The organism is Streptomyces sp. NPDC057950 (assembly GCF_042887295.1).
GTDB classification, from domain to species: domain Bacteria; phylum Actinomycetota; class Actinomycetes; order Streptomycetales; family Streptomycetaceae; genus Streptomyces; species Streptomyces kaempferi.
In genome coordinates this window covers 1-25661 of sequence record NZ_JBHVPP010000041.1, presented here as the reverse complement: position 1 = coordinate 25661, position 25661 = coordinate 1, and the positions used below count along the sequence as shown (strand labels likewise).

19 protein-coding genes and 6 pseudogenes are annotated in these 25661 nt (G+C 69.2%); 15 read left to right on the top strand and 10 right to left on the bottom strand.

Annotation, left to right across the window (positions count from 1 at the left end; genetic code table 11):
- Positions 1 to 709: 709 nt before the first annotated feature.
- From ACFVTC_RS41415 to ACFVTC_RS41405, 3 genes are all read right to left on the bottom strand, one after another.
- Complete coding sequence (locus ACFVTC_RS41415) at positions 710 to 838, bottom strand: hypothetical protein (RefSeq protein ID WP_390134817.1); 129 nt, start codon at positions 836 to 838, stop codon at positions 710 to 712.
- Between the two features lie 347 nt (positions 839 to 1185).
- Positions 1186 to 2184, bottom strand: a complete 999-nt coding sequence (locus ACFVTC_RS41410; RefSeq protein ID WP_390134815.1) for a YdcF family protein — start codon at positions 2182 to 2184, stop codon at positions 1186 to 1188.
- Between the two features lie 575 nt (positions 2185 to 2759).
- Complete coding sequence (locus tag ACFVTC_RS41405; RefSeq protein WP_390134813.1) at positions 2760 to 3167, bottom strand: hypothetical protein; 408 nt, start codon at positions 3165 to 3167, stop codon at positions 2760 to 2762.
- Positions 3168 to 3259: 92 nt separating this feature from the next.
- On the opposite strand from ACFVTC_RS41405, the gene ACFVTC_RS41400 reads away from it, so the two are divergent.
- The 6 genes and pseudogenes from ACFVTC_RS41400 to ACFVTC_RS41375 all read left to right on the top strand — a co-directional run bounded on the left by ACFVTC_RS41400 (position 3260) and on the right by ACFVTC_RS41375 (position 8691).
- The gene (locus ACFVTC_RS41400; protein ID WP_390134811.1) at positions 3260 to 4339 is read left to right on the top strand and encodes a hypothetical protein; all 1080 of its coding nucleotides are present in this window, start codon (positions 3260 to 3262) and stop codon (positions 4337 to 4339) included.
- A complete protein-coding gene (locus ACFVTC_RS41395) occupies positions 4332 to 5549 on the top strand; it encodes a M23 family metallopeptidase (protein WP_390134809.1) in 1218 nt (405 codons plus the stop codon). Before ACFVTC_RS41400 ends, ACFVTC_RS41395 begins: the two co-directional genes overlap by 8 nt.
- A gap of 111 nt (positions 5550 to 5660) precedes the next feature.
- Positions 5661 to 6163 (top strand): annotated as a pseudogene (locus ACFVTC_RS41390) (protease pro-enzyme activation domain-containing protein); the annotation flags it as partial.
- Positions 6164 to 6526: 363 nt separating this feature from the next.
- Positions 6527 to 7687, top strand: coding sequence for a S8 family serine peptidase (locus ACFVTC_RS41385; protein WP_390134841.1), 1161 nt, complete (start codon positions 6527 to 6529; stop codon positions 7685 to 7687).
- A pseudogene (locus ACFVTC_RS41380) lies at positions 7684 to 7959 on the top strand (FAD-dependent oxidoreductase); the annotation flags it as partial. The gene ACFVTC_RS41385 and the pseudogene ACFVTC_RS41380, both read left to right, overlap by 4 nt.
- Positions 7960 to 8082: 123 nt before the next feature.
- The gene (locus ACFVTC_RS41375) at positions 8083 to 8691 is read left to right on the top strand and encodes a WXG100 family type VII secretion target (protein ID WP_390134807.1); all 609 of its coding nucleotides are present in this window, start codon (positions 8083 to 8085) and stop codon (positions 8689 to 8691) included.
- Positions 8692 to 8785: 94 nt separating this feature from the next.
- Here ACFVTC_RS41375 and ACFVTC_RS41370 read toward each other — a convergent pair whose 3' ends face one another.
- The gene (locus ACFVTC_RS41370) at positions 8786 to 8998 is read right to left on the bottom strand and encodes an EF-hand domain-containing protein (RefSeq protein WP_390134805.1); all 213 of its coding nucleotides are present in this window, start codon (positions 8996 to 8998) and stop codon (positions 8786 to 8788) included.
- A gap of 969 nt (positions 8999 to 9967) precedes the next feature.
- Between ACFVTC_RS41370 and ACFVTC_RS41365 the strand changes: the two genes are divergently transcribed.
- Both ACFVTC_RS41365 and ACFVTC_RS41360 read left to right on the top strand, forming a co-directional pair.
- A complete protein-coding gene (locus ACFVTC_RS41365) occupies positions 9968 to 10588 on the top strand; it encodes a dihydrofolate reductase family protein (RefSeq protein ID WP_390134803.1) in 621 nt (206 codons plus the stop codon).
- Between the two features lie 123 nt (positions 10589 to 10711).
- On the top strand, positions 10712 to 11149 hold the full coding sequence (locus ACFVTC_RS41360; RefSeq protein ID WP_390134801.1) for a DUF6233 domain-containing protein: 438 nt from the start codon (positions 10712 to 10714) through the stop codon (positions 11147 to 11149).
- A 173-nt stretch (positions 11150 to 11322) separates the two neighbouring features.
- Here ACFVTC_RS41360 and ACFVTC_RS41355 read toward each other — a convergent pair whose 3' ends face one another.
- The 5 genes and pseudogenes from ACFVTC_RS41355 to ACFVTC_RS41335 all read right to left on the bottom strand — a co-directional run bounded on the left by ACFVTC_RS41355 (position 11323) and on the right by ACFVTC_RS41335 (position 15532).
- Entirely contained in the window at positions 11323 to 11787 is a 465-nt protein-coding gene (locus ACFVTC_RS41355) for a calmodulin-binding protein (protein ID WP_390134799.1), read from the bottom strand.
- A gap of 533 nt (positions 11788 to 12320) precedes the next feature.
- The gene (locus ACFVTC_RS41350; protein WP_390134797.1) at positions 12321 to 12533 is read right to left on the bottom strand and encodes a cold-shock protein; all 213 of its coding nucleotides are present in this window, start codon (positions 12531 to 12533) and stop codon (positions 12321 to 12323) included.
- Between the two features lie 444 nt (positions 12534 to 12977).
- Positions 12978 to 13883 (bottom strand): DUF3710 domain-containing protein, encoded by a 906-nt coding sequence (locus ACFVTC_RS41345; RefSeq protein ID WP_390134795.1) that lies wholly within the window; start codon positions 13881 to 13883, stop codon positions 12978 to 12980.
- A pseudogene (locus tag ACFVTC_RS41340) lies at positions 13883 to 14617 on the bottom strand (polymorphic toxin-type HINT domain-containing protein); the annotation flags it as partial. The gene ACFVTC_RS41345 and the pseudogene ACFVTC_RS41340, both read right to left, overlap by 1 nt.
- Before the next feature lie 345 nt (positions 14618 to 14962).
- Positions 14963 to 15532, bottom strand: a complete 570-nt coding sequence (locus tag ACFVTC_RS41335) for a hypothetical protein (RefSeq protein ID WP_390134793.1) — start codon at positions 15530 to 15532, stop codon at positions 14963 to 14965.
- Between the two features lie 410 nt (positions 15533 to 15942).
- Between ACFVTC_RS41335 and ACFVTC_RS41330 the strand changes: the two genes are divergently transcribed.
- The 3 genes and pseudogenes from ACFVTC_RS41330 to ACFVTC_RS41320 form a co-directional block, all read left to right on the top strand.
- On the top strand, positions 15943 to 17217 hold the full coding sequence (locus ACFVTC_RS41330) for a HEAT repeat domain-containing protein (RefSeq protein ID WP_390134791.1): 1275 nt from the start codon (positions 15943 to 15945) through the stop codon (positions 17215 to 17217).
- A 347-nt stretch (positions 17218 to 17564) separates the two neighbouring features.
- Positions 17565 to 18482, top strand: coding sequence for an endo-beta-N-acetylglucosaminidase H (locus ACFVTC_RS41325; protein WP_390134789.1), 918 nt, complete (start codon positions 17565 to 17567; stop codon positions 18480 to 18482).
- A 914-nt stretch (positions 18483 to 19396) separates the two neighbouring features.
- Positions 19397 to 19645 (top strand): annotated as a pseudogene (locus tag ACFVTC_RS41320) (ABC transporter); the annotation flags it as partial.
- A gap of 228 nt (positions 19646 to 19873) precedes the next feature.
- Here ACFVTC_RS41320 and ACFVTC_RS41315 read toward each other — a convergent pair.
- A complete protein-coding gene (locus ACFVTC_RS41315; protein WP_390134787.1) occupies positions 19874 to 20458 on the bottom strand; it encodes a tetratricopeptide repeat protein in 585 nt (194 codons plus the stop codon).
- Positions 20459 to 20602: 144 nt separating this feature from the next.
- Between ACFVTC_RS41315 and ACFVTC_RS41310 the strand changes: the two genes are divergently transcribed.
- The 4 genes and pseudogenes from ACFVTC_RS41310 to ACFVTC_RS41295 all read left to right on the top strand — a co-directional run.
- Entirely contained in the window at positions 20603 to 21043 is a 441-nt protein-coding gene (locus ACFVTC_RS41310; RefSeq protein WP_390134785.1) for a hypothetical protein, read from the top strand.
- Complete coding sequence (locus ACFVTC_RS41305; protein WP_390134783.1) at positions 21040 to 24870, top strand: hypothetical protein; 3831 nt, start codon at positions 21040 to 21042, stop codon at positions 24868 to 24870. Before ACFVTC_RS41310 ends, ACFVTC_RS41305 begins: the two co-directional genes overlap by 4 nt.
- A 79-nt stretch (positions 24871 to 24949) precedes the next feature.
- Positions 24950 to 25165 (top strand): annotated as a pseudogene (locus tag ACFVTC_RS41300) (IS5/IS1182 family transposase); the annotation flags it as partial.
- Positions 25160 to 25564 (top strand): annotated as a pseudogene (locus ACFVTC_RS41295) (IS5 family transposase); the annotation flags it as partial. The pseudogenes ACFVTC_RS41300 and ACFVTC_RS41295, both read left to right, overlap by 6 nt.
- Positions 25565 to 25661 lie beyond the last annotated feature (97 nt).

Below are 25661 nucleotides of genomic sequence, written 5' to 3'. Positions count from 1 at the left end.
GCAGAAGAGGCCAACGAACCTTCTCGCCCAGGAATACGGCAGCTGCGGAACAAGTGCTCTGCGCCAGTACCGGACCGGCGGACACTCCCGACGCCGTAACGCCACCCGTAACGCCACCGAAGCCAGCCAACCAGGCCCATCGACACGGGCGCGGGTGAGAGCGTCGGCCAGCAACGTGTCACCGCCCTGGACGAGGGCGACCGCTGTCGTCCACGCCTGGGTATCGAAGGAATCGGGGACGGCGAGTGTGCGGCCGGACAGGAGCTCCCGTGCCCGCGGTTGGTGCCGCCCTCCGGCCCGGGGAACTGGTCGGCGCCTCAGGGAGGTGCCCGGCTGTCCCTCGGGCGCGTCGCCCCATATAGGGGGCGAGTTGGGGATCCGTTGCAGGTGCCGAGCCGTTGATCGGCGTACGGAGCTGCAGACTGGGCGGTAGTCTCTCGCCAGGCCCTTTCTCAAGCTAATCCGTCGGGACAGCTCGGGCGGACCACTCTTCAGGGTGATCTTCCTGCGGCATACAGCGACGGTACTTAGAGAAAAGGAAACCACTGGTGAAGAAGTTCAAGCAGCAGTTCATCACCTGGCCCGAGGTCAGGCAGTTCGTAGTCGTGGTGGCAGGCGGCGTACTCGTTTCAGCCATCAATTTCTGGCTCGGGCTGAAGGGGTGAGGAAGGGCTTACGGGGCCCCGGGAGTACGAGCCGGGCCCCGGCCTCAAGCGATGATGCCGGGGCACGGCGGTCCGGGCTCGTTGATGGACAGGAGGATGACCTCCGCACGATCGGGCGAGTGCATGCCGCGGGCCTTCATCTGCTTCTTGGACTCCACTACGGCGCGGACCATGGCGCGGCTGCCGTCTCCCTCTCGGTCTTGGCACCCGCCTCGAACTGGGCGGGCCCTTGCCAGCGGAGCCGTGCACCCTCGAGCAGCTCGCACCCGATCCGGTGAGAACGTTCAAGGTCCGCTGTGGGTTCGGGGTACCAGCCCAGCCGCTGGCAGGATGGGCCTTCACCCTCCGGCCGGACTGCTGGACGCCTCGCCTGAGCAGATCGTCCACGAAACTCTCAGATAGCATCCGATCGCGCTGTGACCTGCAAGCTCCGTCAGCCCCCCGCCGTTCGGCGCGGGCGCGGGTTGCCGGCGAAGTCGGGCCGACCCTGCTGCCCGGGGTGGCACGCGCGACGGGTGCCTCAGCGCTGGAAGACCGCTGTCGCCACAGGCATCGCCAGCAGCAGGCTGAGCCCGATCAGGGGCAGCCGGTCCAGCCACAGGACGGCGGCGAACTCACGCAGGGTCGCGGAGAGCCAGTACGCGGGAGAGGTCGGCGCCCCCACGACGTGGACAAGGACGCCGGCGCGACGGGCCAGCAGGGCGGTGCGGTAGACGTGGAAGCCGCTGGTGACCACCGTGGCACGGTGCCCGGAAGCGGTGCGGTCCATGAGATCCGCGCTGAAGCGGAGGTTCTGCCCGGTGTTCACGGAACGGTCCTCCCGCACGATCCGGTCGGCAGCCACCCCGCGTGCACGCAGGTAGTCGGCCATGGCGTCCGCCTCGGAGCGCACCTCGTCGTTGCCCTGGCCGCCCGAGACGACGAACACCACACCGTCCGCATCCGGTGCGCCGGCGCCGTCGACCGCGAGGGCCCGCTCCAGCCTGCGGCGCAGCAGCGGACCGGGCCGGTCGCCATTGAGCCCGGCACCCAGGACGACGACATGGGTGGTCTCCGGCGGCGGGGTGCTGCGGCCCCAGACGAACACGTAGACGACGAAGGCGAGGAAGAGCAGGCTGAGGTATCCGGCGGCCGCGTTCACCGCCACCATGAAGGCACCCGCCACCTCGCCCCCGGCAGTCTGGACGAGCGCGTCGAGGCCGAGCACCGCCAGCAGGGCGCAGCCGGCGGCGCCGGTGGCCAGCAGGGACGCCTGCGGTCCGTAGCGCCGGACCAGGACGATGCTGTCGACCAGCAGGAGCAGGCCCAGCGCGAGGGTCATGAGCAGGGCGGCGACGGCGAGCACGGTCACGACGGTGGGGTGAGTCTCCGCACCGCGGGCGGCCGCGCCGAGCCCGGCCGACGTCACCGCGAGGCAGAACAGGACAGCGGTGGAGAACCGGTGCGGCGCCAGCACTGCATGGACGACGCCGCCCACGGCGAACACCGCCGCGGCAACGTACTCCGGGTACTGCGGCACGTCCCTCACCACTCCGCTCTCCCGCCCGCCGGGCCCGACCCCGTCCGCCCGTCGCCTGCGCATTTCCGGACCCGCGCAGCGCTGCGGGACCCGGTGCGGACGCCGCCTGACATCCTCGCAGACCCGTCGGGGCGCGCCGTGCACGGGCGGGCGCCGACGCGATCAGCCGGGACCGGCGTACGCCCCAGCACTGGTGGAGCACCGTCTGCACGCGGACCAGGGTCCACCGCTGATCCTCGAAGCCGTGTTCCACCGGTCCCTTGCCGAGTTCCTCCTCGAGCACCGCGAACTGGGCATCGGTAGCTGAAGAGGTGGCCCGTCCCGTTCTGGGGCGGGGCCCTCCTGTTCGGTCGGCGCCAGGCGCCGAGCAGTTCCTCGGGGCCGTACGCCGTCTGGAGCCCAGCCGCTGCAGGGTGGCGTCAGTGCAGCGGCCATTCCCGTTGCGCAGGGTGGCCCTGTCACGGTCCTTGTTCCACACGTAGGCGCGCCAGTCCTGGAAACGCCGACGCCATCCCGCGCCGTGCGGGTCGCCTCGCGAACGACGATGGCCGGGCGGCGGGAGGTGTTGTCGTGGTTCAGTGGACCGGCGTCCACACGCCGCAGCCCTCCGAAGTGAACGTGCTGTCAGTGGCGCTGATGTGGACTGTGATTTTGCGGGCCACGTTGGCCAGGCCATTGTCGATTATGTCGCCATTCGCCGCTGTGCGTTCCCAGTAGCAGTCGGCTATGTCTCCCTCGGTGCGGTAGGTGCCCGGGGGAATCTGTGTCGGGCTGGTGCCGATGTCGTAGGTGTCGTCCGTGATCCAGCGGTCGTAGCGGCCGGACAGACTCTTCGTCAAGGCTTCGGTCCATTTCGGGCAGAGCAGCGGGACCCCCGCACGCAGTGCCTCAGCGCCTGCTTTCTGGGAGGCTGCGCGCATCGCGAGGGCCTGCGGCACGCTCTCGCCCACCTGCTCGGGCAGGAAATCCGTCTGGTCCGCCATGTCACAGGCGTCCTGGACGAACTCCGACGCCGAATAGTCCGACAGATTCCATCCCTTGTCATGCCAGAGGTCGTCCAGCCGCTGTTGTGGCGGTGTCCGAGTCGGGGTCGGCGTGGGGGTGGCCGAGCAGCACGACTGCCCTGCTGGGCAAGGGATGGCGGGCCGGCACGGAGCGGCTGGACGCCGTCATACTCCGCTTCGCCACCCGGAAGCACCGGCTGATCGGGACGGCCCTGCTACGCGTCGTCATCGGCTTCGCCACCATCCTGTACTGCCTGTCCGACTACTCGAAGCGGCGCTTCCTGTGGGGGCCAGAGTCCTACAATTCGATCTCCACAGCGAGGTCCGCGCTGCCACGCTGGGGTTTCTCGCTCTTTCTGTGGGGACATTCCACGGTCTGGTTCGAGATCGTCTTTCACGCCGTGATCCTGGTGTCCGCCGGATTCATGATCTTCGGCGGCCGTGTCCTCACCCTGGCGCAGGCCGTGCTGATGTGGTCGCTGCACAACAGGAACCAGGACGTGCTCGAAGGCGGCGACAACCTGGCCCAGATCCTCATCCTCTTCATGGTCTTCACCGTCTCCAACGCCTACTTCGCCGTCGGCGCGAAGCGGCGCAGAGCCAGGATGCGGGAGCTGGAGCAGCCGACGACGTCCACCGTGCTGCACAATCTGGCCGCCTTCCTGATCGTCTTCCAGACGGCCGTGCTGTACTTCGCTGCCGGCTACTGGAAGATCACCGGCAAGGTGTGGCAGGACGGCGTGGCGATGTACTACATCAGCCGCATCACCGGCTTCCAGATGTCGGCGACGTATACGCACCTGATGAGCAACGCCTTCCTCACCACCGCCACCAGCTACCTCACGATCTTCATCGAGCTGGCGTTGCCCTTCGCGATCCTGTCCGCCCGTTCCTGGATCCGAAAGGCCAACACCCTGGCCCTGGAGGGCATGCACCTGGGCATCATGACGTGCATGGGTCTGGTGTGCTTCGGGCTGTTGATGATCGGCGCGGACTGCACGTGCCTGCGCGACGAGGACTACAGGTCGATCGCCCGGCGCTACCGGTCCGTCAAGGACCGCCTCGTACAGCGCAGTAGGCCCCTGCTGCCGACACGCGGCATGACATCCGTGGCGATGGCGGCGGACAGGGACGGTGCGGCCGGTGCCTGAGAAAGCGGGAACACCGGCGGAACCCCGCCGCACGGGACAGCCGGCGGCCGACCTGCTGTTCAGGTTCCTCACCGCCGAGCGCGCACAGCGGGAGGTGCTCGCTCCGCGGGTCGTTGCCGCCGTGGGAGGTGAGCGGCTCGACCAGATCCTGGACGGCACCCGCGAACGCGTCGGCGAGATCACCGGGGTACGGGACCATCCCGACGGGCTGGTGATCGAAGGCAGCAGGGGGCGTGCCCTCGCCTTCGCCACCACACGCGACGGCCAGGTGCTCGACGGGCTGCTGATCGCCCCGGGCCCGTACCGCGTGCCGCGGCTGCGCGTCCCGCACGGGGCGCGAGCTGCCCTGGTGTGGACCGTGTGGGTGCTGCTGCTCGCCGCACGCATCGACGCGTGCTGGCAGGCCCCTTCCCGCATCGCCTGGTGCGGCCGTCTGCTCATCGTCGCGGCCGGCTACCTGCTCATGGAGGGCTGGCAGAGCCCGGCTCGGCTGCCGTGGTGGATACGCCGGTCCGTGGAGGCCGGCGCGCTGGTGGCCCTTGCCTCCGCGTGCCGGCTGCCCAGGCTGTCCACGTCGGGCGGCGGTGAGGCCGAACTGGTGGTGGGCGTGGCCCTGCTCGCCGGCTTCGGATGGTTCCTGCTCCGGGCGCGCCGCCATCGCTGGGGGACCGCCGTGTCCCGGCCTCTCACCTTCCCCCTGCGGAACGGGAAGTGGTATATCGCGCAGGGCGGCGGGGCCCGCCTGAACCATCACGCGTCCTTTCCCGAGCAGCGCGGCGCCCTGGACGTGATCCAGATCGGTCGGGGCGGTGCGCGCGCACGCGGCACCGGCCTGCGCGGGGAAAGCGAGAGCTATCTCGTGTACGGGCAGGGCCTTTACGCCCCGTGTGACGGCACGGTCGTCTCCGCCGCCGATCACCTCGACGACCAGGAACCCGGCACGATCCGATACCAGCCCCCCTACGGCAACCACGTGTTCATCGACACCGGCGCCGAGATCGTCAAGCTCGCTCACCTGCGCCGCAGCACCGTGACGGTGAAGACGGGCGATTCTGTGCACGCCGGGCAGCTGCTCGGCGAGGTGGGCAACTCCGGCAACAGCACGGAGCCCCACCTGCACATCCACGCCGAACGCGACGGCCTCGGGCTCGATCTTCAGTTCACGGGCGTCACCGGCCCGCTGTGCCGGGGCCGGACCGTGCGCACGTAAGACCTCAGCCTCCTTCATCACCACGGCGCGGGCAGCACGTTCGAGCAGTCACGCCGCCCTGCCCTGCCCAGCTCCGCGCCGTCCAGCGCCTCGTCCCGAAGGGACCTCTTCTTGTCTTTCCTTGCCCGAATACGTCCTGGGCGTCGCCTGCGCCCCTACGTCGCTGCGGCGGCCTGTTCCGCACTCCTGGGCACGGCGCCCCTCGCCACCGCCCACTCCGCCGACCACCGCCACCCCCTAGCTGGGTCCCGGCCGGCATACGCCACCGCGGCCGCCGACGCAGGGCCCGTCCCCGGCGATCAGCACGTCAGCGCCCGCCTCTACCTCAACTCCCGTGACCCGCGGGGCCTCACCGACCTCCTGCGCGACATCAGCGACCCGCACAGCCCCCACTACCGGCACTACCTCACCCCGCAGGCATACCAGCGGCGCTTCGGCCCCACGGCCGCGCAATTCGTCGGCGTCACCGCTGGTTGCACGCCTCCGGGCTCACCGTCACCCAGCGCACCACCCACTACGTGAAGATCACCGGCACCGCCGGCGCGGTGCGACGGGCCTTCGGCGCGAGCCTGCACCGCTACCGCACCGGCCTCGGCACGAGCCAGGCCCCCGCCGGCGACCTCAGTGTGCCCGCCTCCCTGGTCACCACCCTGCTCGGCGTGTCCGGTCTCTCCACCCCCGGCGCTGCCCGGCCCCTGTCGACCCCCACCCCAACCCCAACCCCCACCCCCACCCCCGCACCCGCACCCGCACCCGCACCCGCTCTCGGTGTCGCCGCCGACGGCGCGGTCTGCTCCGGTCACTTCGGACAGAAACCCGCCACCGGATTCCCCCAGGCCTACGGCAAGACCCCCGCGTACGCGCCCTGTCCCTACATCCCCGCGCAGCTCCGCCACGCCTACGGTGCCGGTACCGCCCGCGGCGCCACCGGGCGGGGCTCCACCATCGCCATCGTGGACGCCTACGGGTCCCCGGACATGCCCGCCGATGCCGACCGCTACGCGAAGATCACCGGCGACCGCGCCTTCAGACCACACCAGTACCGCCAGCACGTCACCGCCGCCGACTGGCACGTCAGCGACGCGTGCGCGCCCCCGGGCACCTGGGCCGGCGAGCAGGCTCTCGACATCGACCTTGCCCACGGCCTCGCCTCCGACGCAGACATCCTCTACGTCGGCGCCGACTCCTGCCTCGACAACGACCTGATGGACGCTGAGTCGTACGTCATCGACGGCCGCCGGGCGGACGGTATCTCCAACTCGTGGGCGGAGATCATCCACTCCGAGCCCGGACACCTCACACCCGCCCTCATCGATGCGTGGGACCTGCTGTTCGAGCAGGCCGCAGCCGAAGGGATCGGCGTCTATTTCGCGGCCGGCGACTGCGGCGACTCCTCACCCGACGCGGCCCAGACCGGCGTCAACTGCGACCCCAAGACCACCCAGGCCCAGGCCGACTTCCCCAGCGGATCCCCGTGGGTCACCTCGGTGGGCGGCACCACCCTCGCCCTCGACCGCCACGGCGACTACGCCTGGGAGACCAGCATGGGCGACGAACTGTCCATCCTCACCGACGACGGCACCGCCTGGGGACCTGTCCCCGGGGTCTTCACCTTCGGAGGCGGAGGGGGCGTGAGCGACTTCCCGCAGCCCTGGTACCAGCACGACCGGGTCCCGGGGAGCACCGGACACCGCACCACCCCCGACGTGTCGCTGGAAGGCGACGGGGCGCTGCCCGTCCTGATCGGCCTCACCGACGCCGAAACCTTCCACCTCATCGGATTCGGCGGCACATCGGCGGCCACCCCTGCCTTCGCCGCCATCCAGGCCGACGCGCAGCAGGCCTGCGGACACCGGCTCGGCTTCGCCAACCCGCTCCTGTACGCCCTCCCCCGCGCCCACCTCTTCCACGACATCACCGATCAGCCGGCCAAAGCCGGGACGCCACCTTTGACCGTGGTACGCGACGAAGGCCCCGACACCGACACCTCCACCGGCGAACAGCGCTACCTTCTCTACACACTCGGCCACGACTTCGGCCTCCATGCCCGCCCCGGTTACGACGACGCCACGGGTCTCGGCTCCCCCACCCCCGGCTACCTGCGCTGGTTCCGGCACACCAAGGGCACCCTGAAGTGAACGCCGACGCCTTCGTCGTGGGAGCAGGCCCCAACGGCCTCACGGGCGCCGTCACGCTCGCCCAAGCCGGCCTCACCGTCACCGTCCTGGAAGCCGCCGACACCGTCGGCGGCGGCACCCGCAGCGGCGAACTGACCGTGCCCGGCCTGCTGCACGACCACTGCGCGGCCGTCCACCCCATGGCCCTCGCATCCCCCTACCTGCGCACCTTGGATCTCGAACGCCACGGACTTCGCTGGGCGTACGCCGCAACGGACCTCGCCCACCCCCTCTCTCGGTGAAGCCCCTGCGCCGGCCCTTGGCCGGGCCGCGGTCGAGGTCGAGGTCGAGGTCGAGGTCGAGGTCGAGGTCGAGGTCGAGGTCGAGGTGGATGCAGTAGATCAGCCCAAGGACCAATGGCCGGACTTGGTGCAGATCAGCGCCGCCATGGAGACGCGTTTGGTGCCCGCGGCGGTGACCCGCACGACAGGCGTGTGGCCTCGGCGGCTCCAGGTGCGGCCTTTGGGCGGCCTCCGCCCCTGGCCGGCTTCGTCCTCGAAGCAGAGCCAGCCGCCCAGATCCGCCAGACCCAGTCCGATGTCAGCGACACCGCGGTCAAGCTGCGGAGCGACATCGACCAGATGAACAACCACATCACCAAGCTCGCCGGCTCCTACGAAGGCGAGGCGGCCAATGCCTGGCAGCGGTTGCAACAGGAGTGGAACACCGCCACACAGGGACTCGACAAAGTCATCCATCGCCGACCTTCAGCAGGCACTCGGCCAGGCAGCCGACAACTACCAGCCCGCGGAGCAGAAGAACGTCGGCATGTGGGGCTGACGCTCCGCTCCCCCGAACGCAGAACGCCGCAATCACCACAGCTACTGCATCGCGCGGGCCCTGCGTCATCAACTGCCCCGCAAGCCGACGCCTTCCGCATCGATCCCGTCCCGTCGACATCCGCGCGGCCCTCACGCACGCAGCCCCGGTCCGGTTGTCAGTGCCGGCCGCGGCTGCGTGCGTGACGGTCAAGGGGGATCGGTGGATGCCACGGGGCCGGCCTCTTCCCGCAGGCCGGCCCCCACGCGTGTGGACCTCACCCGTCCCGGCGCCGTCGTGTCAGACGAGGAACGACTTGAACTCGGTGAGTGTGATCCGCCGGTCTTCGTCCGTGTCGGCACCCCGGACGAAGTCGGCAAGCCTGACCCCGGCGATGGCGCCGCCGTTGGCCTGGCCGTAGTCCCTCAGCTCGCGCAGCCGGATCTCGCCGCTTCCATCCGCGTCGATCTGCGCGAACAGCTCCTCGGCTTCGGCCTCGGTCATCTTGCTCATGGGTCCTCCTGATTTCACGGACGGAGACCGCTCATCGGAAAGGCTCCGACAGGCAGTCACCTCACGTAACCGGACTCACCCACAACAGGGCACGCCCGCCCGCCGACGGGAAGAGTAGTTTCACCGCTTCGGAAGACAGTCCCACGCCGGACCGGGACGCAAGCAGCCCCGGTCCGGTGTCGGTCCCGGCCGGGGCTGTCCTTGTGCGTGGTCGTGAAGGGCGGTCGCCTACGCGGCGAAAGGCTCCATGAGGCTTCAGCCGAACGATCGTCCTCATGGGCCAGAAGTGAGGCCCGGGGACACCGTCCCCTCCACAACCACGCCCGGTATAACCGGCGTACAGCCCCGGATGTTCCCCGCCCGGCACGACCACGTGGACCCCTACGGCTGCCGGGAGCACGGCTACGGACGGGTGCTCTTGAACCGCACCGCGGAACCCCACCGCGCCTGCTGATCAGACATGCACCAACTGCACAGAGGCAGGCCTCCAGGCCCGTAACGCAAGGCCTGCCGCTGACACCCCGCACGCAGACCGACCTGACTGCCCGCGCAGTGCATCGTGCTCGGGTCCGGTTCCGATACCCGGGGCGCTGCGGTCGTCATCACGGTGTCCTCATCCGGGCGGCGAACACTCACCACCTCGAACAGAGAATAGAACTCTCCCTGATTGTCGGACCCTCGCCATCCCGTGCAGGTATGTCACGAGTCCAGACGCACACCCCACCGCCACCCTTCGGCAATGTCCCGTGCCGCCGAAACCTTGATCGCGTGCCATCGAACCTTGACGGACGCGAGTTCGGGTCGTCGAAGTCTGAGAACGGCGTCGAAGGTCGCGAGTAGCTGAGTGACGCTGGGAAAGGCGGTACGGCCGGGCAATGAGTCTGCGAGCCCGGAACGGTCTACCCCAGCGACAAACGGATCGGACGGACCGCGAAGGCGACGCAAGGTCGCCACCAGGAGGACGACTCAGTGACCGAACATTTGAGCAAGGTGACCTGCGACCTCTCGATCTCCGTCGACGGGTACGCGGCAGGGCTCAACCAGTCCGAGCAGCGCCCGTTCGGCGACGACGCCGGCGATGGCTGGGGCGACAGACTGCACTCCTGGATGTTCGAAACCCCGGAGCAGCGGCAGGCTGAGCTCGACGGGCTGGCGGCGGTCGGCGCCTTCATCATTGGGCGCAACATGTTCGGCCCCGTACGCGGCGCATGGGATCGACAGTGGAAGGGATGGTGGGGCGACAATCCGCCATTTCACGAACCGGTCTTCGTGCTCACCCACCACCCGCGCGACCCACAACCGATGGACGGCGGCACCACCTTCCGCTTTGTCACCGACGGCATTGAGTCCGCGCTGCGGCAGGCTCGCGAGGCGGCAGGGGACCGCAACGTGTCGATCCACGGGGGCGCGACCACCATCAACCAGTACCTCGCCGCGGGCTTGATCGACGAGCTGCGGCTCCACATCGTGCCGTTCACGCTCGGCGCCGGTACGCGGCTGTTCGATGGCGTGCCGTCACTGAATCTTGAACAGGTGGAGTCGCGAGCAGCGAACTCGGTCACACACGTGACCTATCGCATGCGGTCCTGAGCGAAGGGCGGTGCCACTCACGACTACCGCTCAAGGTTCGGTGGCACACACTCAAAGTTCGATGACACAGGACAGCGAACCCGCGCAGCCGCGAACTCCGGCGGCTCGAATATAATCGAACACATGGCCGACCTGCCGCCTGATCCCGCTCGCCTGCGCGCGATCCTCGCCCACCTCGACAGGCAGCTCGCCGACACGGACGCCATCCGCGCCTACCTCCGCCTGCAGCGCGAGGCGCTACAGCGCGCCCTCCAGGCAGCCGGACGACCACCCCGCCCGACACGACCGCAGCCGCGGCCCGCTCTGGCGCCACTGCCGTTCCCCGCCGAACGGCCTCCCAACGGCCCCACCGGGGCGGGAGACGGCTACATGCTGGAGAGCAAGCGCCACCCAAAGACCCCCCAGCCCGCCGTGCTGCACGTCGCGAACTGCACCATGGCCGGCCGGAAGACGTCGCCGATCTCCGCAGCCCAGTTCCGCACCGTGGTCCGGGACACCGAGTACATCGAGACCTCTGGCTTCTGCCGGCCGGAAGCCAAGCCGGACGACACCGCCGGCTGACGCGCCGCGCGGCCGGCGCTGGGCACCGCCCCATCCGGCGGTGCCCAGCACTCCCCGCCCGGGTGGGGAGCGCGTTGGACATACGGGCTCGGGCCGGCCGCGAGCGGTCGGCCCGAGCAGCCCTGCATGGGTCGGCGTGTGAAGGTACGGTGCCAGCCGGCCCGATTGGGGACCTACGGGGCGGGGAGCTCCCTGACGAGGCGGGAGGTCCAGTCGCACCAGACCAGACCGGGCAGGAAGGCGCCGCCGGCTTCGTCGAGGTGCTCTTCCACGTAAGGGATGGTCGCGTCGCAGACCTCGATGGCCTGGTCGAAGAAGTGCGTGTTGTCGGGGTTGCTGTGGTAGCTCCAGCGCGGGTTGTAGGGGGCTGTGCGCTTGACGATCCGCGTCAACAGGTGAGGGCGGTCGGTGGTCTCCCCGCTGACGAGTTCCCGCGCGTGCTCGATGTCCTTGGGTTCGGTCAGCTTGACGATGAAACGTTCACGGGTGACGTCGGTCATCTCGAAGTACGCGGCGCTCTCGGCGGCGGCGCGGGCGGGCCGGCTGCTGAGGCCGCCGGCCTGGGCGGGCTGCGCCGTGGTGAAGGCCAGCACGCCTACGGCGGCGAGGCCGGCCGCCTTGGTGAACACGCGTCGCATGGGGTTCTCTCCTCGGTTCCGGGCGTCGTGCACTTCACGACTGAACACAGAGAGTAACCAATACGGTTACAAATTGTGAGCATGCTGGAACTGGTGTCGCAAGGATGACGACCCCGGCCCGCCCTGTGGACCGCAGGACATTCGATGACGCGGCGCGCCTGTCAAACAACAAGATTCGGCCAGGGCAACCACGCCCCGGCAGCGCACTCCGCTATGCACCGCCGCACCCCGACCACGGACCCGACCACGGCAGGCCACGGCGTTGCGCAGCCGGTACGCACCACCTGCGCAGACTGTCCGGCGAGACTGCGCAACGACCGGGCGCCGGCGGAATCACTGCACCGATGTGGGCCGTGGGCATCCAGCCCCACGAGAACATGCTGGTGAGGGCCCCTCGCGGCCACTTACGCAAGCGCCGTCAGCGGGGCGCACAAACGCCGGTGTCACCCAGGTCTGGAACGGATAGCCGGCGAACCAAGCCCCGGCGCAGGCAAGTTGAACCGCCGACGCCGGCTTCGCTCCGGGAGGCATACCTACCCAGGGACGACGTTCTCGGCCTGGGGGCCCTTCTTGCCCTGGGTGACCTCCATCGTCACCTTCTGGCCTTCCTTCAGCGACTTGAAGCCGGTGGCCTGGATCACCGAGTGATGCACGAAGACATCCGGCCCCGCGTCCCGCTCGATGTACCCGAAGCCCTTCGAGTCGTTGAACCACTTCACCGTGCCTGAAACGCGCTGGCCGCTCATACCTTCTCCCAGCAAGGAGTGCCGCTCGTGATCGACAACATCAAATCGATCGTGACACGGAAACACCCCAGCCGCCCGATCTGCCGAACGCGGCACGGGCCCCCGCCTGCGGAAGCCTGACCTGGGCGCGCCTACCCGCGGGCTGCGCCGCACTCCGAACCCACCTGATCCACGGCTGCCTTCCCGCCGGCCGCAACAGCACTTGTGCCACTCGCCTTCGCTGCAGGCTCAGCCGCCTTGGAGGAGGCGGCATACCCTCCACATCCCGTGGCCAACAGCACCGCGCCGAGGACCATCCCAACCCGGGCCACTCCTATTTGTCTTTGCATTTGCACTTTCGCTCGATGGACACACGTCTAGCCTGGCTGGATTCGCTTCTGGCATTGCCATTCATACAAGCCCGCCTACCGCATGGTGACTTCCACCACGGTGATTTCCGCGGTGTCATCCGTAGGGGCGGGGGGGCAGGTCGACGATGGTCTGGGTGAAGAGGTGATAGGCCCGCAGATCTATCGCGTCTGCCAGCGCTGTCGGCCCCCCGTAGACCCCACGCAGCAGCCATCCCGGCCCGTCGCACCCGACGATCCGCGTCGGCTGAAGCACCTGCTGTCCGTCCTTCACAACAGGTACCTGGGCTCGGATCTCGGCACCGAGGCCGCTCTCCGCTTCCTCCGCGGCACCACCCTGGTTCAGGACCTCCTGGATGACCTTCGGCCGCACATTCCCCCAGACCGGGCCCGATGGAGCCCTGAACGCCTGGAGGCTGAAGGCATGGTCTCCGAGAGAGACGACCACCCCGACGGTACGCTCGTCGGCATTCAAAGGGTGGATTCGCGCGCCCTCCAGACGCGGCACCCTCAGCACGCCGCAGTCGAGCCGTTCCACTCCGGAGGGCACCGGTGTCTCGGCCGCGTCCCAGGGCCCGGACTCGCCGTCCCTGACTCGGGAACAGGTCACCTCGCCGGACGCGAGGCTTTCGGACCAAAGGTCTTCGGCCTGCGCCAGCAGGGTGTCAAGGCCACGCGGCGAGAAACCGGGCCGTCGGGAGCACTCCGAGAGCCGAGCGACCGCTCGCTCCCAGGCCGTGGCCGCGTCATCGGCGTCCAGTTCGATCGCCTGAAAGTCGCCCGAGATCAGTCGGGACAACACACTGTCGCCCGACTCCGCGATCTGCTCGCCAAGTGTCGGTTCCTCGACCGCCGCGATACAGAATGCGGTTACGAGGAGCACGCCCGGAGTCAGCCGGTCCCAGACACCGAACTCTGCCGCGTGGAGGCTCTCCGCAGACAGGGATCCGTCCCGGCCATACTGGTCGACGATCTCCTTGGCATTCTCCCTGACCCGGTTCATCAGTCGCCTTCTACCGCCCTACGTGCTCTACGTGCCAGCCCCTTTTTGATTGCGTCGATCCCCACCGCAACGGTCACGGCCACCGCGCTGACGGGGTCTGTCGCCTGCACGCCGCCCCCGATGCGATCGCCGACCTGCTGCGCAACGCTGGACACCTCCTCGACCGCACTTGTCCTGGACTCCGCTCGTTCCTTGCCCTCCTCGGCTTCGGCCTCGGCCGAAGACTCGCCCGACCGGCTGGCCGCCGCGCCCGGCTGATGCCGAGGGGCGCCACTGGGGTCGAAGTCCGGGAGATCGGCAGCCCCGCCGGTCGGACAATTGTGAACCAGGAACGGGGTGACGCCTGCGAGCACGTAGTACGTGTGCAGGGTGCCGACCGTGAGGTCGTAAGTCGTCTTGTGCTGGTGGAAGTTGCGGATCCCAGCCACGGTGGCGGTGGTGCCGTCCGCGGTGCGGAGCTTGGTGCCGGGGGTGAGGTCGTGGGCGTCGGTCCAGCGGTGGTGGGTGGCGTTCCAGAAGGGGTGGTGCCAGGTGGTGGTGGGGGTCTGCGTGCCGGGTTTGTGCTGTGGGAGGCCTCGGGTCGGGGACGTGTCCAGGGTCAAGGTGGTGACGTCCTTGTCCGTCGTGGTGACGATGACGGCCTGGACTTTCTCCGGTGCCGTGATGCCGGTCTGCGGGTCGGTGGCCAAAACCGTGTCGCCGGCTTTCACCTTGCTGATCGGTATTGATGTGCCGTCGGCGAGGCGGACGCCGGTGCTGGGTTCCGCTGGCGGCGACGGCCGGCGAGACTACCGGTGTGGCGCTAACGGGATCGGGGTGCGCGCCGACCCTGTCCAAGTTGTCCTTGCCGCCTGGTCCGAGTCGACCGGGTCGAAGCGTGGCGGTCGGCGGCCGCGGGAGCCGAGCTTTTGGCGGTTGCGTGGCGGGTCGGCCTTCTCCGGGATGGTGCAGCAGATCCCACGGCGGCGCAGGTAAGCGCGGTTCTTCCGGGAAGCGTATGCCCTGTCGGCCCATGCGCGATCAGGGCGGACGTGTGTCCTGCCCCGACCGAGTCGGGGCAGGACACGAGCATCTCGTAATCACGCTCCTGGATCAATCGAGCGGATAGCTGCATCCAAACGCCGCCGGCACTCGCCGAGCGCGTGAAAAGTCGTCCGGCGGCCATCGTTCGCCAGGTCAAGGACCTCACCAGCAGCAACCAAAGCCGCCCAGAACTCCACCGGCCGGCCACCGGAGGCACGAGGCCCCATACGCGTGAGCGTGCGAAACGCTTCCGTCAACTCGCCCCTGACGAACTGCCGTGAGAGACCAAGGCCGACGCCACTCGACACTCCGCCGGCGGCAGAAATCGTTGTCCGCAAGTGCTCCGCGACCTGGGCCTCCCGCTCATTGAGTTGCTTCGGAACATCGAACACTCCGAGAGTTTCCAGGAGTTCGCCGTACAGCAGCTCCTCCCCCGAGCAGAACTGACCCTGCACCTGCTCCGGCTCACCGTGAAGCCGACGCACCAACTCCGACTCCGCAATCCCTAGCGCCAGCCCAACCACCACGGCAGCCTCCGACCACCGCGGCGTCCACACGGCAAACTCGCCACACACCACGGCCGGCACCACCCCCGCCCGCAGCCGCTCCCGGACCGCCTCAACCAACTCCCGCCGACTGTCGATCCCACCCCACCCCATCACCTGTCCCGCCGCCATTACGCGTCGCCAGCCGTCCGAGACCGAACACGCCGTCAAAAATAGCCGCGTGGACACCATCTCGACGGCGCGGTTGCCATGATCGCGCGATGCACACAACTTCCCTCGCGGCCACGGCCGCCGCCCGCGGGTCAGTCGCCTTCCTCGCCAACCACCGAGGCGAACTGCTGCTTCTGCTTCATCACTGGTCGACGAGGTCGGGCTGTCGGGACCGAGACCAACGGCGTTGTGCCGGGCCTCAGTAGCCCTGGCATCAAGGTGATCACGGCATGGCCTGCGCCCCAACAGCACCAGCAGCACGACGGTTCGCCCGAGGACGCCCCGGGTGCGATGTCAGAGGGCCCTGCCATCATGCGGCCATGATCAATTCGTACCACAACCTATTGACCGGCCTGGACGAGGTGGACTGGTCGAATCTGAACCACGCCTACGGGACGGCTGCCGACGTACCCGGCCAGCTGCGCGCCCTGTGCGGAATCGATGAACAGGCCCGACAACAGGCCGTCAGCTCCCTGTTCAACCATCTCGCGCACCAGGGCAGCCGCTGTCAAGCGTCTCCGTACGCGGTGCCGTTCCTTTCCCGTATCGCTCTCGCCGGCCCGGGTCCTGCACGTGAACACGCACTGGAGCTCCTGTCCGGCCTTGCCGTCAACCCGGACGAGGAGCGCGAGATCATCGACGGGGCCGACATCGCCGCCTGGCGTGCGGAAGCCGCCGAAAACGCCCCCGAGAAACTCCTTCCCCGGTACGAAAGGGATCTGGCCACCGAGCGGGACGAGCAGCGACGCCGGAACCTGCAAGACATGCGGGACTGGGTGGCCGCCGGGAATCCGGTCGCAGCCCGCGACGCTTCGATACGGTCATACGACGCCGTACTTGCCGAGCTTCCCCTCCTGGCCAGTCTCTTGGACGATGAAAATCCTCGGATCCGTACCAAAACCGCCTACCTGCTGGCCTGGTTCCCCGAATGGGCAAGCACCTCCCTGCCCCTGCTGCTCCGCCTTGCCGCGCACGAGGACGATGTCGTCACGAAGGCCACTGCGCTCGTAGCTCTGGGCATTCTCGGCACGACGGCCCTCCAGGAGAGTTGCAGCACCTCTTTGGATGCCGAAGACGGACTCGTACGCTGGGCTGCCGCCGTTACCATCGCTCAGACCGCTCGAAACTCCACCACAAAATTCGACGACCCGCTTCTCGACCGAGCCGTCGCTGAACTCGCAGCTGCGGCTTCGGCCCCCGCGCCAGTGCCCGCGACCGACTACAGCGAGGGCGACTTCCACGGCCACACCGCCGACGTTCTGCTCGCCCTTCCCCCCTCCCCCACATCACGCGCCGCCGTGGCCGCCTGCCTGCCGTCCGTCAGCACGTACCTACGGGCGCCCACGGCAAAGGCGGTCCTGCCGAACCTGTTCCACAGCCCCCTGCCGGACCCCCGCCCCCCGTACGCGAGCCTCGCCCGACCCCAGCAGCAGGTTTTGTATGCACTTGCCGACCTCGACGAAGGCTGGTGGAACACGGCAGGTGACATCGGCGAGCACCTCGCCACATACAAACTTCCGGACACTCATGCCGGGCTGCGCGCGTACACAGGGCTTCCCGCGGTCGACCGTGGATACCGAACGCGGGACATCTGAGAGCCCACTGGAGCACGAAGGCGACTTGCATCGGTCATCCACACCGAGTGTCCTACCCGACCTTTTCGACTCAGGTCGTGCAGCTACCGGCAGGATAGGGCATGTCCATCGGGTCGGATAACGTGGCGGATCTGGTGGCTGATGTATTCAATACGTACGGTTCCCCCAAGGGTCGCCAGCGGTCGTCACCCCGCCGAGGGGCAAGTTATCGCACGATGTGCGCGGGCGTCGCGGAAAGTTCTCACGCGGCTCTGGGGATTCGGTCTCGGGGACGGAATGATCGGGGGTCTCACACGGCGCTCGCGAACAGGTTGGGCGCCGCCCATACGATGGGAGACCGATCAACGATGTTCACTCCGGTGCGGAGCAGAGTACGGACGGTCGCGCTCGCGCTCTCGGCCATTGCGGGCCTCGCTTTAGGCGCGACCGCCACGACCGGCGCGGCAGCGGTCCCAGCAGCCGCGAAACAGGGACCAACCTCGGTGGCGTACGTCGAGGTGAACAACAACAGCATGCTGAACGTCGGTAAGTACACCCTCGCCAACGGCGGCGGCAACGTCTTCGACGTCGCCGTGATCTTCGCGGCGAACATCAACTACGACACGGGGAGGAAGGCGGCGACTCTGTATTTCAACGAGAACGTGCAACGCGTCCTCGCCAACGCCGCCACGCAGATACGACCGTTGCAGCAGAAGGGCATCAAGGTCGTCCTCTCGGTCCTCGGCAACCACCAGGGCGCGGGCTTCGCCAACTTCCCATCCCAGCAGTCGGCTTCGACGTTCGCGAAACAACTGTCCGACACCGTGACCAAGTACGGCCTCGACGGCATCGACTTCGACGACGAGTATGCCGAGTACGGCAACAACGGCACCGGCCAGCCCAACGCCAGTTCGTTCGTGTACCTGGTGTCGGCATTGCGCACCAATATGCCGGACAAGATCATCAGCCTCTACAACATCGGCCCGGCCGCGTCGCGTGTGTCCTACGGCGGTGTCGACGTCTCGTCCAAGTTCAACTACGCCTGGAACCCGTACTACGGCTCCTGGCAGGTGCCCGACATCGCGCTGCCCAAGTCGAAGCTGTCGCCGGCGGCCGTGGAGATCGGCGGGACCTCGCAGAGCACGGCCGCCAGTCTCGCCCGACGCACGGTCAGTGAGGGGTACGGCGTCTATCTGACGTACAACCTTGACGGCGCCAATCGCAGTGCCGATGTCTCAGCGTTCACCAGGGAGCTGTACGGCAGTGACGCCCGCTACACGCCGTAGGCCGACCGCGCTCCCCGGCGTCCAGTGCCCCCGCGGGGCTTGCTGCATCCCGTAGGGCCGCGTCTCCGGCAGGCCGTGCCTTCGACAACGATGTCGGAGGCACGGCAGCCATAGATACCGCGAACTGTGCTGTACCAAAGTGCCGACCATCTCTCTGGTTCAGCTCTTCCGACCGCTGAAGCCAGTTGGCATCAGCAGAACCGGCCCCGCCCCACCAGGCTCGACCCTTTACAAGCCCTACCTGGAACGGCGGTTCGCGGCGGGATGCACGAGCGTCACCCGCCTGCACCGCGAACTCCTCACCGAGAACGCCGCGGTCACCTACCAGATGGTCCGCGCCTACATCGCCACCCTGCGCTTGGCGCCAGCGACAACGCCTCCTCCACCGCCGACAGTTCGGCAGATCCCCGCCACCAGATACACCGCCAATCCCAACCGTCCGCCACAGGACCGACCAGACGCTGCCGTGCTCAGCGAGCTCCTCCTCCACTGCCAGAACTGATCCGGTGCCCCAGCCGGGCACCCTCCGCTCCACCCGCGCGGCGTACGTCACACCACCACGCAGGTGTCCGCCCTGCCACGACGAGAACGCGGCCTCGCGGGTCGGGAGCCCGCAGCCACGGCACGACCGGTACGAGCCACCGTCCCGCACTATCGGCTCCACAGAGAACTCCCGGGGACGGAAGAAACGGGTCTCCACCCACACAGGTCCAATCCCGCACGGGCCCGGTGCAGGCGTTTCGGCCATTCCGAGGGCTCAGCCGCTCCAAGCAAGACCTGGTTTCGCGGGCCCACCGGGCTCTCTCACGCCTGCGATTACGGGCGTGCGAGCACGACCGAATGACGTGTGTTCGAAATATCCGCCAGGTCGTTGGCCTTCACGTCGCCGCCACAGCGACCGCTCAGGGGGAACGATGACCTCGGCCATCACACCGCAACAGCCGCCCCAACCATCGAACGGCACCTCACCCGACAACAAATCCGCGGGGGCCGGTGTTCGAGAGGAGGAGTTCCTCTACCGGGACCCGTCACGGCTCCGGGCAGGATCGCTCTTGACGACCCGCACGATGGCGCGACGGCTGCCCGCGCTCGTGCGGCGTTCCGTGCGGATGGCGTGGCGGGTGGATCGCGGCGCCACGGTCGGGCTGCTGGTGTGCCAGATCGAAGGATTCCTCAGCCGTGATGCCCTGCCCGAGCTCCGGCTGATCGACTCGAGCAGTGGGCGGCCAGAAAGTGGGCGACTGGTGTTCGGGGGTCAGTGTGGGATCTGGTACACAGGGCACTACAAGGACTCCCGCTCGGCGTCGGTGAAGACGGAGGCAGTCGCCGGACAGATCCTCTAGGGGGATCGGTCGGCCTGCCCGTGGCGTCCCCAGTCGGGGTGCCGCTGGTCAGGCCCCCGCGTTCCGTTCTGCAATTCGCAGATTGTCGGCGATGTTCTCGCGCACCGGATGTCCGGCCGGCAGGCCCGTGCTCTGAGCGTGGGCGTGACGCAGAACCGTGAGGCCGTCGCTGTGGAGGCCTGCGGCGAAGAGGGTCGCGCCGAGGGTGTTGGCTGTGGTGAGAGTGGATTCGTGGGCGGTTCCGAGACGGCGGGCACGGCGCTGCCAGGTGTCGTCGAGAACCGCGACGGACGCGGAGACATCGCCCTGAATGGCCAGGGCTGCGCCGAGGTTTTGGGCGCAGTCGAGGGTTGCGGGCTCGTCAGGGCCCCAGGCACGGATCGCACGGTCGGTAGCCTCGCGGGCGATCCGCGCGGACGCTACCGCTTTGCGTTGCTGATAGAGGGTGGAGCCGAGCAGGTTGAGCAGGCCGATGGTCTCTTCGTGATTCGCGCCCAGCGCCGCCTCGCAGTCGGGCAGCAGGCGGCGCAGGAGCACCTCCGCCGCGGCGAAGTCATCGGTATCGAACAGGACGCGCGCCGTGCGGAGCTGCCGGCGCAGACCAGCGCGGTTCGGGCCCTTGCGACGCCACACGACTCCCCCCTCGCCCACGTCGTCGCCGTGTCGTTGTTCCGATGGTATGGCCAACCATCATATCGCTGCGGCATGTTGATCGGGGAGCGCGCGGGCCGCACCGTGGTGTCACGATAGGGCGGGATCGGCAACGGGAGGACACCTGTGATCGAATCATTGGCGGCGGTCGCGACGGCCGCTTCGACGACGCTCGTCGCCGCGATGGCGACCGACGCCTGGAGCGCCGCGCGCTCCGGGTTGCTGCGGCTGTTCGGGCGAGGCGACGCGGCCGAGCAGGGTCCACTGGTCGCGCTGTTGGAGAGCGAGGCCGCGCTGGTGTCCGCGGCGGAGGACCCGGAGGCCGCGCGCCGGCAGTTGGCGCCGGCATGGCAGTTGCGGCTCGAGCAGTTCCTTCGCGCGCACCCTGAGGTGGCCGATGACGTGCGGGAGTTGACCCGCCGGTTGCAGGACGAACTGCCTGCCCAGCAGCGCCACTGGGTACAGCACGTCGAGGCGCGCGACCACGGGCAGGCGTTCGGCGCGCAGGGTGGAAACGTGATCGTCCATCAGGAGCCCGGCGCTGGCCGCGGTGACCGCGCGACGTGAGCGAGCAGCACGTCAGCGCAACGGGCGGGTTCGCCTACGGTGTCGTCGGGGCGGACATCCATGTGTTCGGTGACGGCACGCCGTTGTACGTGCTGCGCCGGTGGGCGCCAGCCCCCGAGGCGGATCCGCAGTGGCTGCGGCAGCAGCCCAGCAGGATGCTCCACGCGCGGTTCGCCGTGGCGCCGTTCACCGGCCGGGAGGACGAGCTGGGGGCGCTGCGCGCCTGGTGCGCCGGCGGTCCGCAGCGGGCGGCACGCTGGCTGCACGCGCCGGGCGGGCAGGGAAAGACCCGGCTGGCCCATCAGTTGGCCGCCGAGTTGTCCGGACAGGGCTGGAAGGTGGTCACCGCGGTCGAGGGGCCGGGGACCGTGCTGCCGCCACCCGGCAGCCAGGACCTGACGCCGGACAGTGCGGCCGGGCTCCTGCTCTTGGTCGACTACGCGGATCGCTGGCCGCTGACCACCCTCACCTGGCTGTTCAGCAACGCTCTGCTGCACCGGCCGAACGTGCGCGCCCGCGTTCTGCTGCTGGCGCGCGGCACCGATCCGTGGCCGGCGCTGCGCGGGGCGCTCGCCAGCGAGCAGATCGATGTGTCGACACAGGCCCTCGCGCCTTTGGACGAGCCGAGCGGCGCGGCGGCCGGGCAGGGCGAGCGGGGGGCGATGTTCCGTGTGGCACGCGCCGCCTTCGCCGAGCGGTACGGAATCGTAGCGCCGGCGGGCGAACCCGACCTCGTCGACGACGACTTCGGACTGGTCCTCGCCGTGCACATGGCCGCCCTGGTCGCCATCGACGCCGCGGCCTCGGGTCGGCGCGCCCCGCCCGATCTGGCGGGGCTCACCCTCTACCTCCTCGACTGCGAGCACCTGGGTTGGGTGCTGCTGCACGACCGACGGGGCGCGGGACGGATCACCCTGCCCCCCACGGTCATGAACCAGGTAGTCTTCGCCGCCACCCTAAGCGGCGCGCAGCCACAAGAACGGGGAGCATCGCTGGTAGACGCACTGGAAATCGGACAGCCGACGCACACCGTGCTGGCGGATCACAGCGTCTGCTATCCGCCGTCCGAGGGCGTGCACGGTACGGTCCTGGAACCGCTCTATCCGGACAGGCTGGCGGAGGACTTCGTAGCCCTGACCGTGCCGGGCCACGCGGCCGACTATCCAGCCCAGTCCTGGGCGGCGGACACCGCGGGCACCGTGCTGCAGCACGGTTCCGGTCCCGTCCGGGGGGTGTCGACACTGATCGCGGCGGCGGGCCGCTGGCCGCACCTCGGGCCCGCCTGCCTGTATCCGCTGCTGGCCGCCGACCCCGGCCTCGGCGTAGCCGCCGGGGGCGCCGCCCTCACCGCTCTGGCCGAACTGCCCGACATCACCACGGCGCTCCTGGAGGACGTGGTGCACGCCGTGCCGCACCCGGCCCCCGCGAACCTCGTAATGGGACAGGCGGCCGTCAACGTCCGGCTGTTCGCGTCCCGGATCGCGGTGGCACCGGACCGGCACGAACACGCCTGGCTGTACGCCGGGCACAGCAACGACCTGCACGAACTAGGGCGCACGAAGGAGGCGCTGCGGGCGGCGCGGCACGGGGCCGAGCTCTTCCAGGAGCTGGCCAGCGACGATCCTGAGACGTACGAGGAGCACGTCGGCCGTAGCCTGACCAACGTCGCCGGCCTGCTGCACCACACCGGCGAGGTCGACGACGCGGTGGCGACGCAGCAGCGCGTGGTGGAACTTTTCACCCGTCTCGCCGGGGAGGATCTGAGCCGGTACGAACCGTACCGGGCGACCGCGCTGGCCAATGTCAGTGTGCATCTGGAGTCGGCCGGTCGGTGGGAGGAGGCGTACCGGGCCAACCAGGAGGCGGCGAGCGCCTACCGGGGGGCCGCCGTCCTCGATCCGGGGCAGCGCAGGGGGTTGGCGATCGCGCTGTCCAACGGGGCGGCCCTCACGTTCCGCCCGCCTGCGGAAGACGTCGCCCTGCGCGAAGCGATCGAGTTGAGCCGGGAGTTGGTGCGCGAGGGAACGCTGGTCGAGGACACGCCACTCGTCGCGTCGCTGGAGTGGCTGCGCGGGCACCTGTCCGCGCGCGGTCGGCACGCCGAGGCCGTCGCGCCGGCCCGGGAGGTGGCCGAGCTCAACCAGCGCCTCGCCGAGGCCGATCCGCGCCGCTACACCGCTGCGTGGACGACGGCTCTGATGAGCCTGCACGCGATCCTGCTCGACGCAGACCGTCCCCAGGAAGCCGTGGAGGCCGGCGAGGAGGCGGTGACGTGGCTGCGCCGGCTGGCCGACCGCGCGCCTGCCACCTACATGCCGTCCCTGGGCGACGCGGTGTCACGGCAGAACCGCGCGCTGCGGGCGGCGGGCCTGCCGACGGTGCCGGAGGTCGACGTTGCGCGGCAAGTGCTCGACCTCGACTCCCTGGGCCGGCACATACCGGAGGCCCGGATCGCGGTGGACGGGTGGCTCCCGGAACTGCTGCCCGTACCGCACGTGTCGGTGGCGGCACTGGAGGACACGGCGAGCGAGCTTGCCCGTCGGCGGGACTGGCCGGCGTACTGGGAGCTCGTCTGCTCCGCTCCCCTCGCCGACGCGGTGCGCCTCGTACACCGGATCCCGCGGCGCGCCGGGGCGCCGGACCATCCGCTGGACGCGGAACTGTTCGGCTGGCTGCGGTCCCTCTCCCCTCGCCGCGCGCGGGCTCTCGTAGAGAGAGCGGCCGGCACGGCCACCCGGGCGCTGCCCGAGGACTTCGGCGTGTTCTCCGCGGCGCACAGCGCGTTCGGGCACGGCGGCGAGGTGCTGGCCACCGCGCAGGTGACGGACGACCCGGACGAACAGTCGCGTGAGGTGATCGAAACCCTTGAGCCGGAGCCCGGCACGCGGACAGTGCTCCACCGAGGCCCCGTGTGCCACGAGTCGCTCGCCGTTATGGGCCCCGGGGACGTCCTCGCGCTGCGCCGCAGCGAGGGGTACGCGGCCCGGGCAGAACTGGTCCGGCACACGTCGTTCGAGACTCGGATGCTGGCGCGAGGACGTACATTGACCGGCGCGCACCTGGCGGCCACGGCGTTCGGATGTGTGGTCTCGCTGCCCCTCAGGCCGCAGGCCCTGGTCCTGAGGACGACCGGGGAGTTGCGTCAGGTAGACCTCGGGCAGTGGGCGCTGAGCACCGGCGGCCCGATGGCGGTGACCCCTGATGGCGACCGCATGGTTCTGTGCGACGGCTACCGTCTGATCGCCGTCCACGCGGGACTCGGCCACGCGCTGGACGCGGCCCCGGTACCGACGGAGCACGCCCCGGTACGAGAGCTAGTCTTCGCCGGAGAGGACGCGCTCGTGACGGCGGGGCGGCACGGCGGGCTGGTGCTGTGGCGGCTGGACGCCGACGGAATGCGGCCGGTGGCGTCTAGCGATACCCCGATACTGTCGCAGCTGTGCGCCATCCCGGCCTGGGACGTGGTCTGCGGCCATGCCGGGTCCGAGGACCGGGTCCGCTTTTTCGACCCGTGGCGGGAGCTCGCCCCGGTCGATCCCCCGCCCGCGATCGTCGGCTCCGCCCGCCGTCTGCGTGCCGTGCTGGCGGCACCGGGCGGACGTCACGTCCTCTACTCCGGGCAGCTCGACGTAGACGCGCCGCTACGGCGCCGCTCCTTCGCGTTCGTGACCAGGGTGCACGATCTACACCATCCCGGCTCGCTGTTGCGGCGGCCGACGGCCGGTCTGGGTGACGCCGAGCGCGCAGCTTTGGCCCGGGCTCACGGGGATGATCCGGGAGTGCGCGACCTCTTGCGCCTCGCGCACGTGATGGCCACCCGACTCTGACGTCCCAGGAGCGTGGAGCGTCGAGAGTGCGTACGGGTGACCCTAGACGGTGAGAGGGCGCTACCCGGGTCCGGACACCATCGACATGGAAAGCACTCAACGCACACCCGGGACCAGAGGTTTCACTCCGATCCTGAAACTGTGGGCGGTCGAGCGGACCTACGGCTGGCTCATGCTCCACCGCCGCCGCCTGGCCCGTGACTACGAAGCCCTGCCCGCACGCTCCGAAGCCATGATTCACCTCGCGATGACCGACGTCCTGGCCCGCCGCCTACCCAGCGAGAACACCATCTCTAGGGCGTGTCCGCAAAGTGGTTGGGTCGTTGGTCTGTTTGTGGTGCGTCATCATGAGGTGACTGATCAGGCATGGGCGGTGATCGGGCCGGTGCGGGACCGTCGGCAGGTTAGTCAACGGGATCCTGTGGAAGCTGTCCACCGGGGCGGCCTGGCGGGATCTGCCCGACCGGTACGGGCCGTGGAAGACGGTCTACGAGCGTTTCCGACGCTGGTCGGCCGACGGAACCTGGGACCGGCTGCTGTCGCCTCTCCAGCAGCACTGCGATGCCGTCGGCGAGGTCGACTGGTCGATCGTGTGCACCGACTCGACCACCGTGCGGGCCCACCAGCACGCCGCCGGGGCCCGAATAAGGGGCAGCCCTGGCCGGACGAGGCAATCGGCCGCTCCCGCGGCGGACCGCCGAGTAGCCGGGAGGAATCTCACCTCCCGGCTCTCACAGAACCGTGCGTAACAGTCTCCCGTTACACGGCTCTTGTCGTCCTGTTCGTCAGGT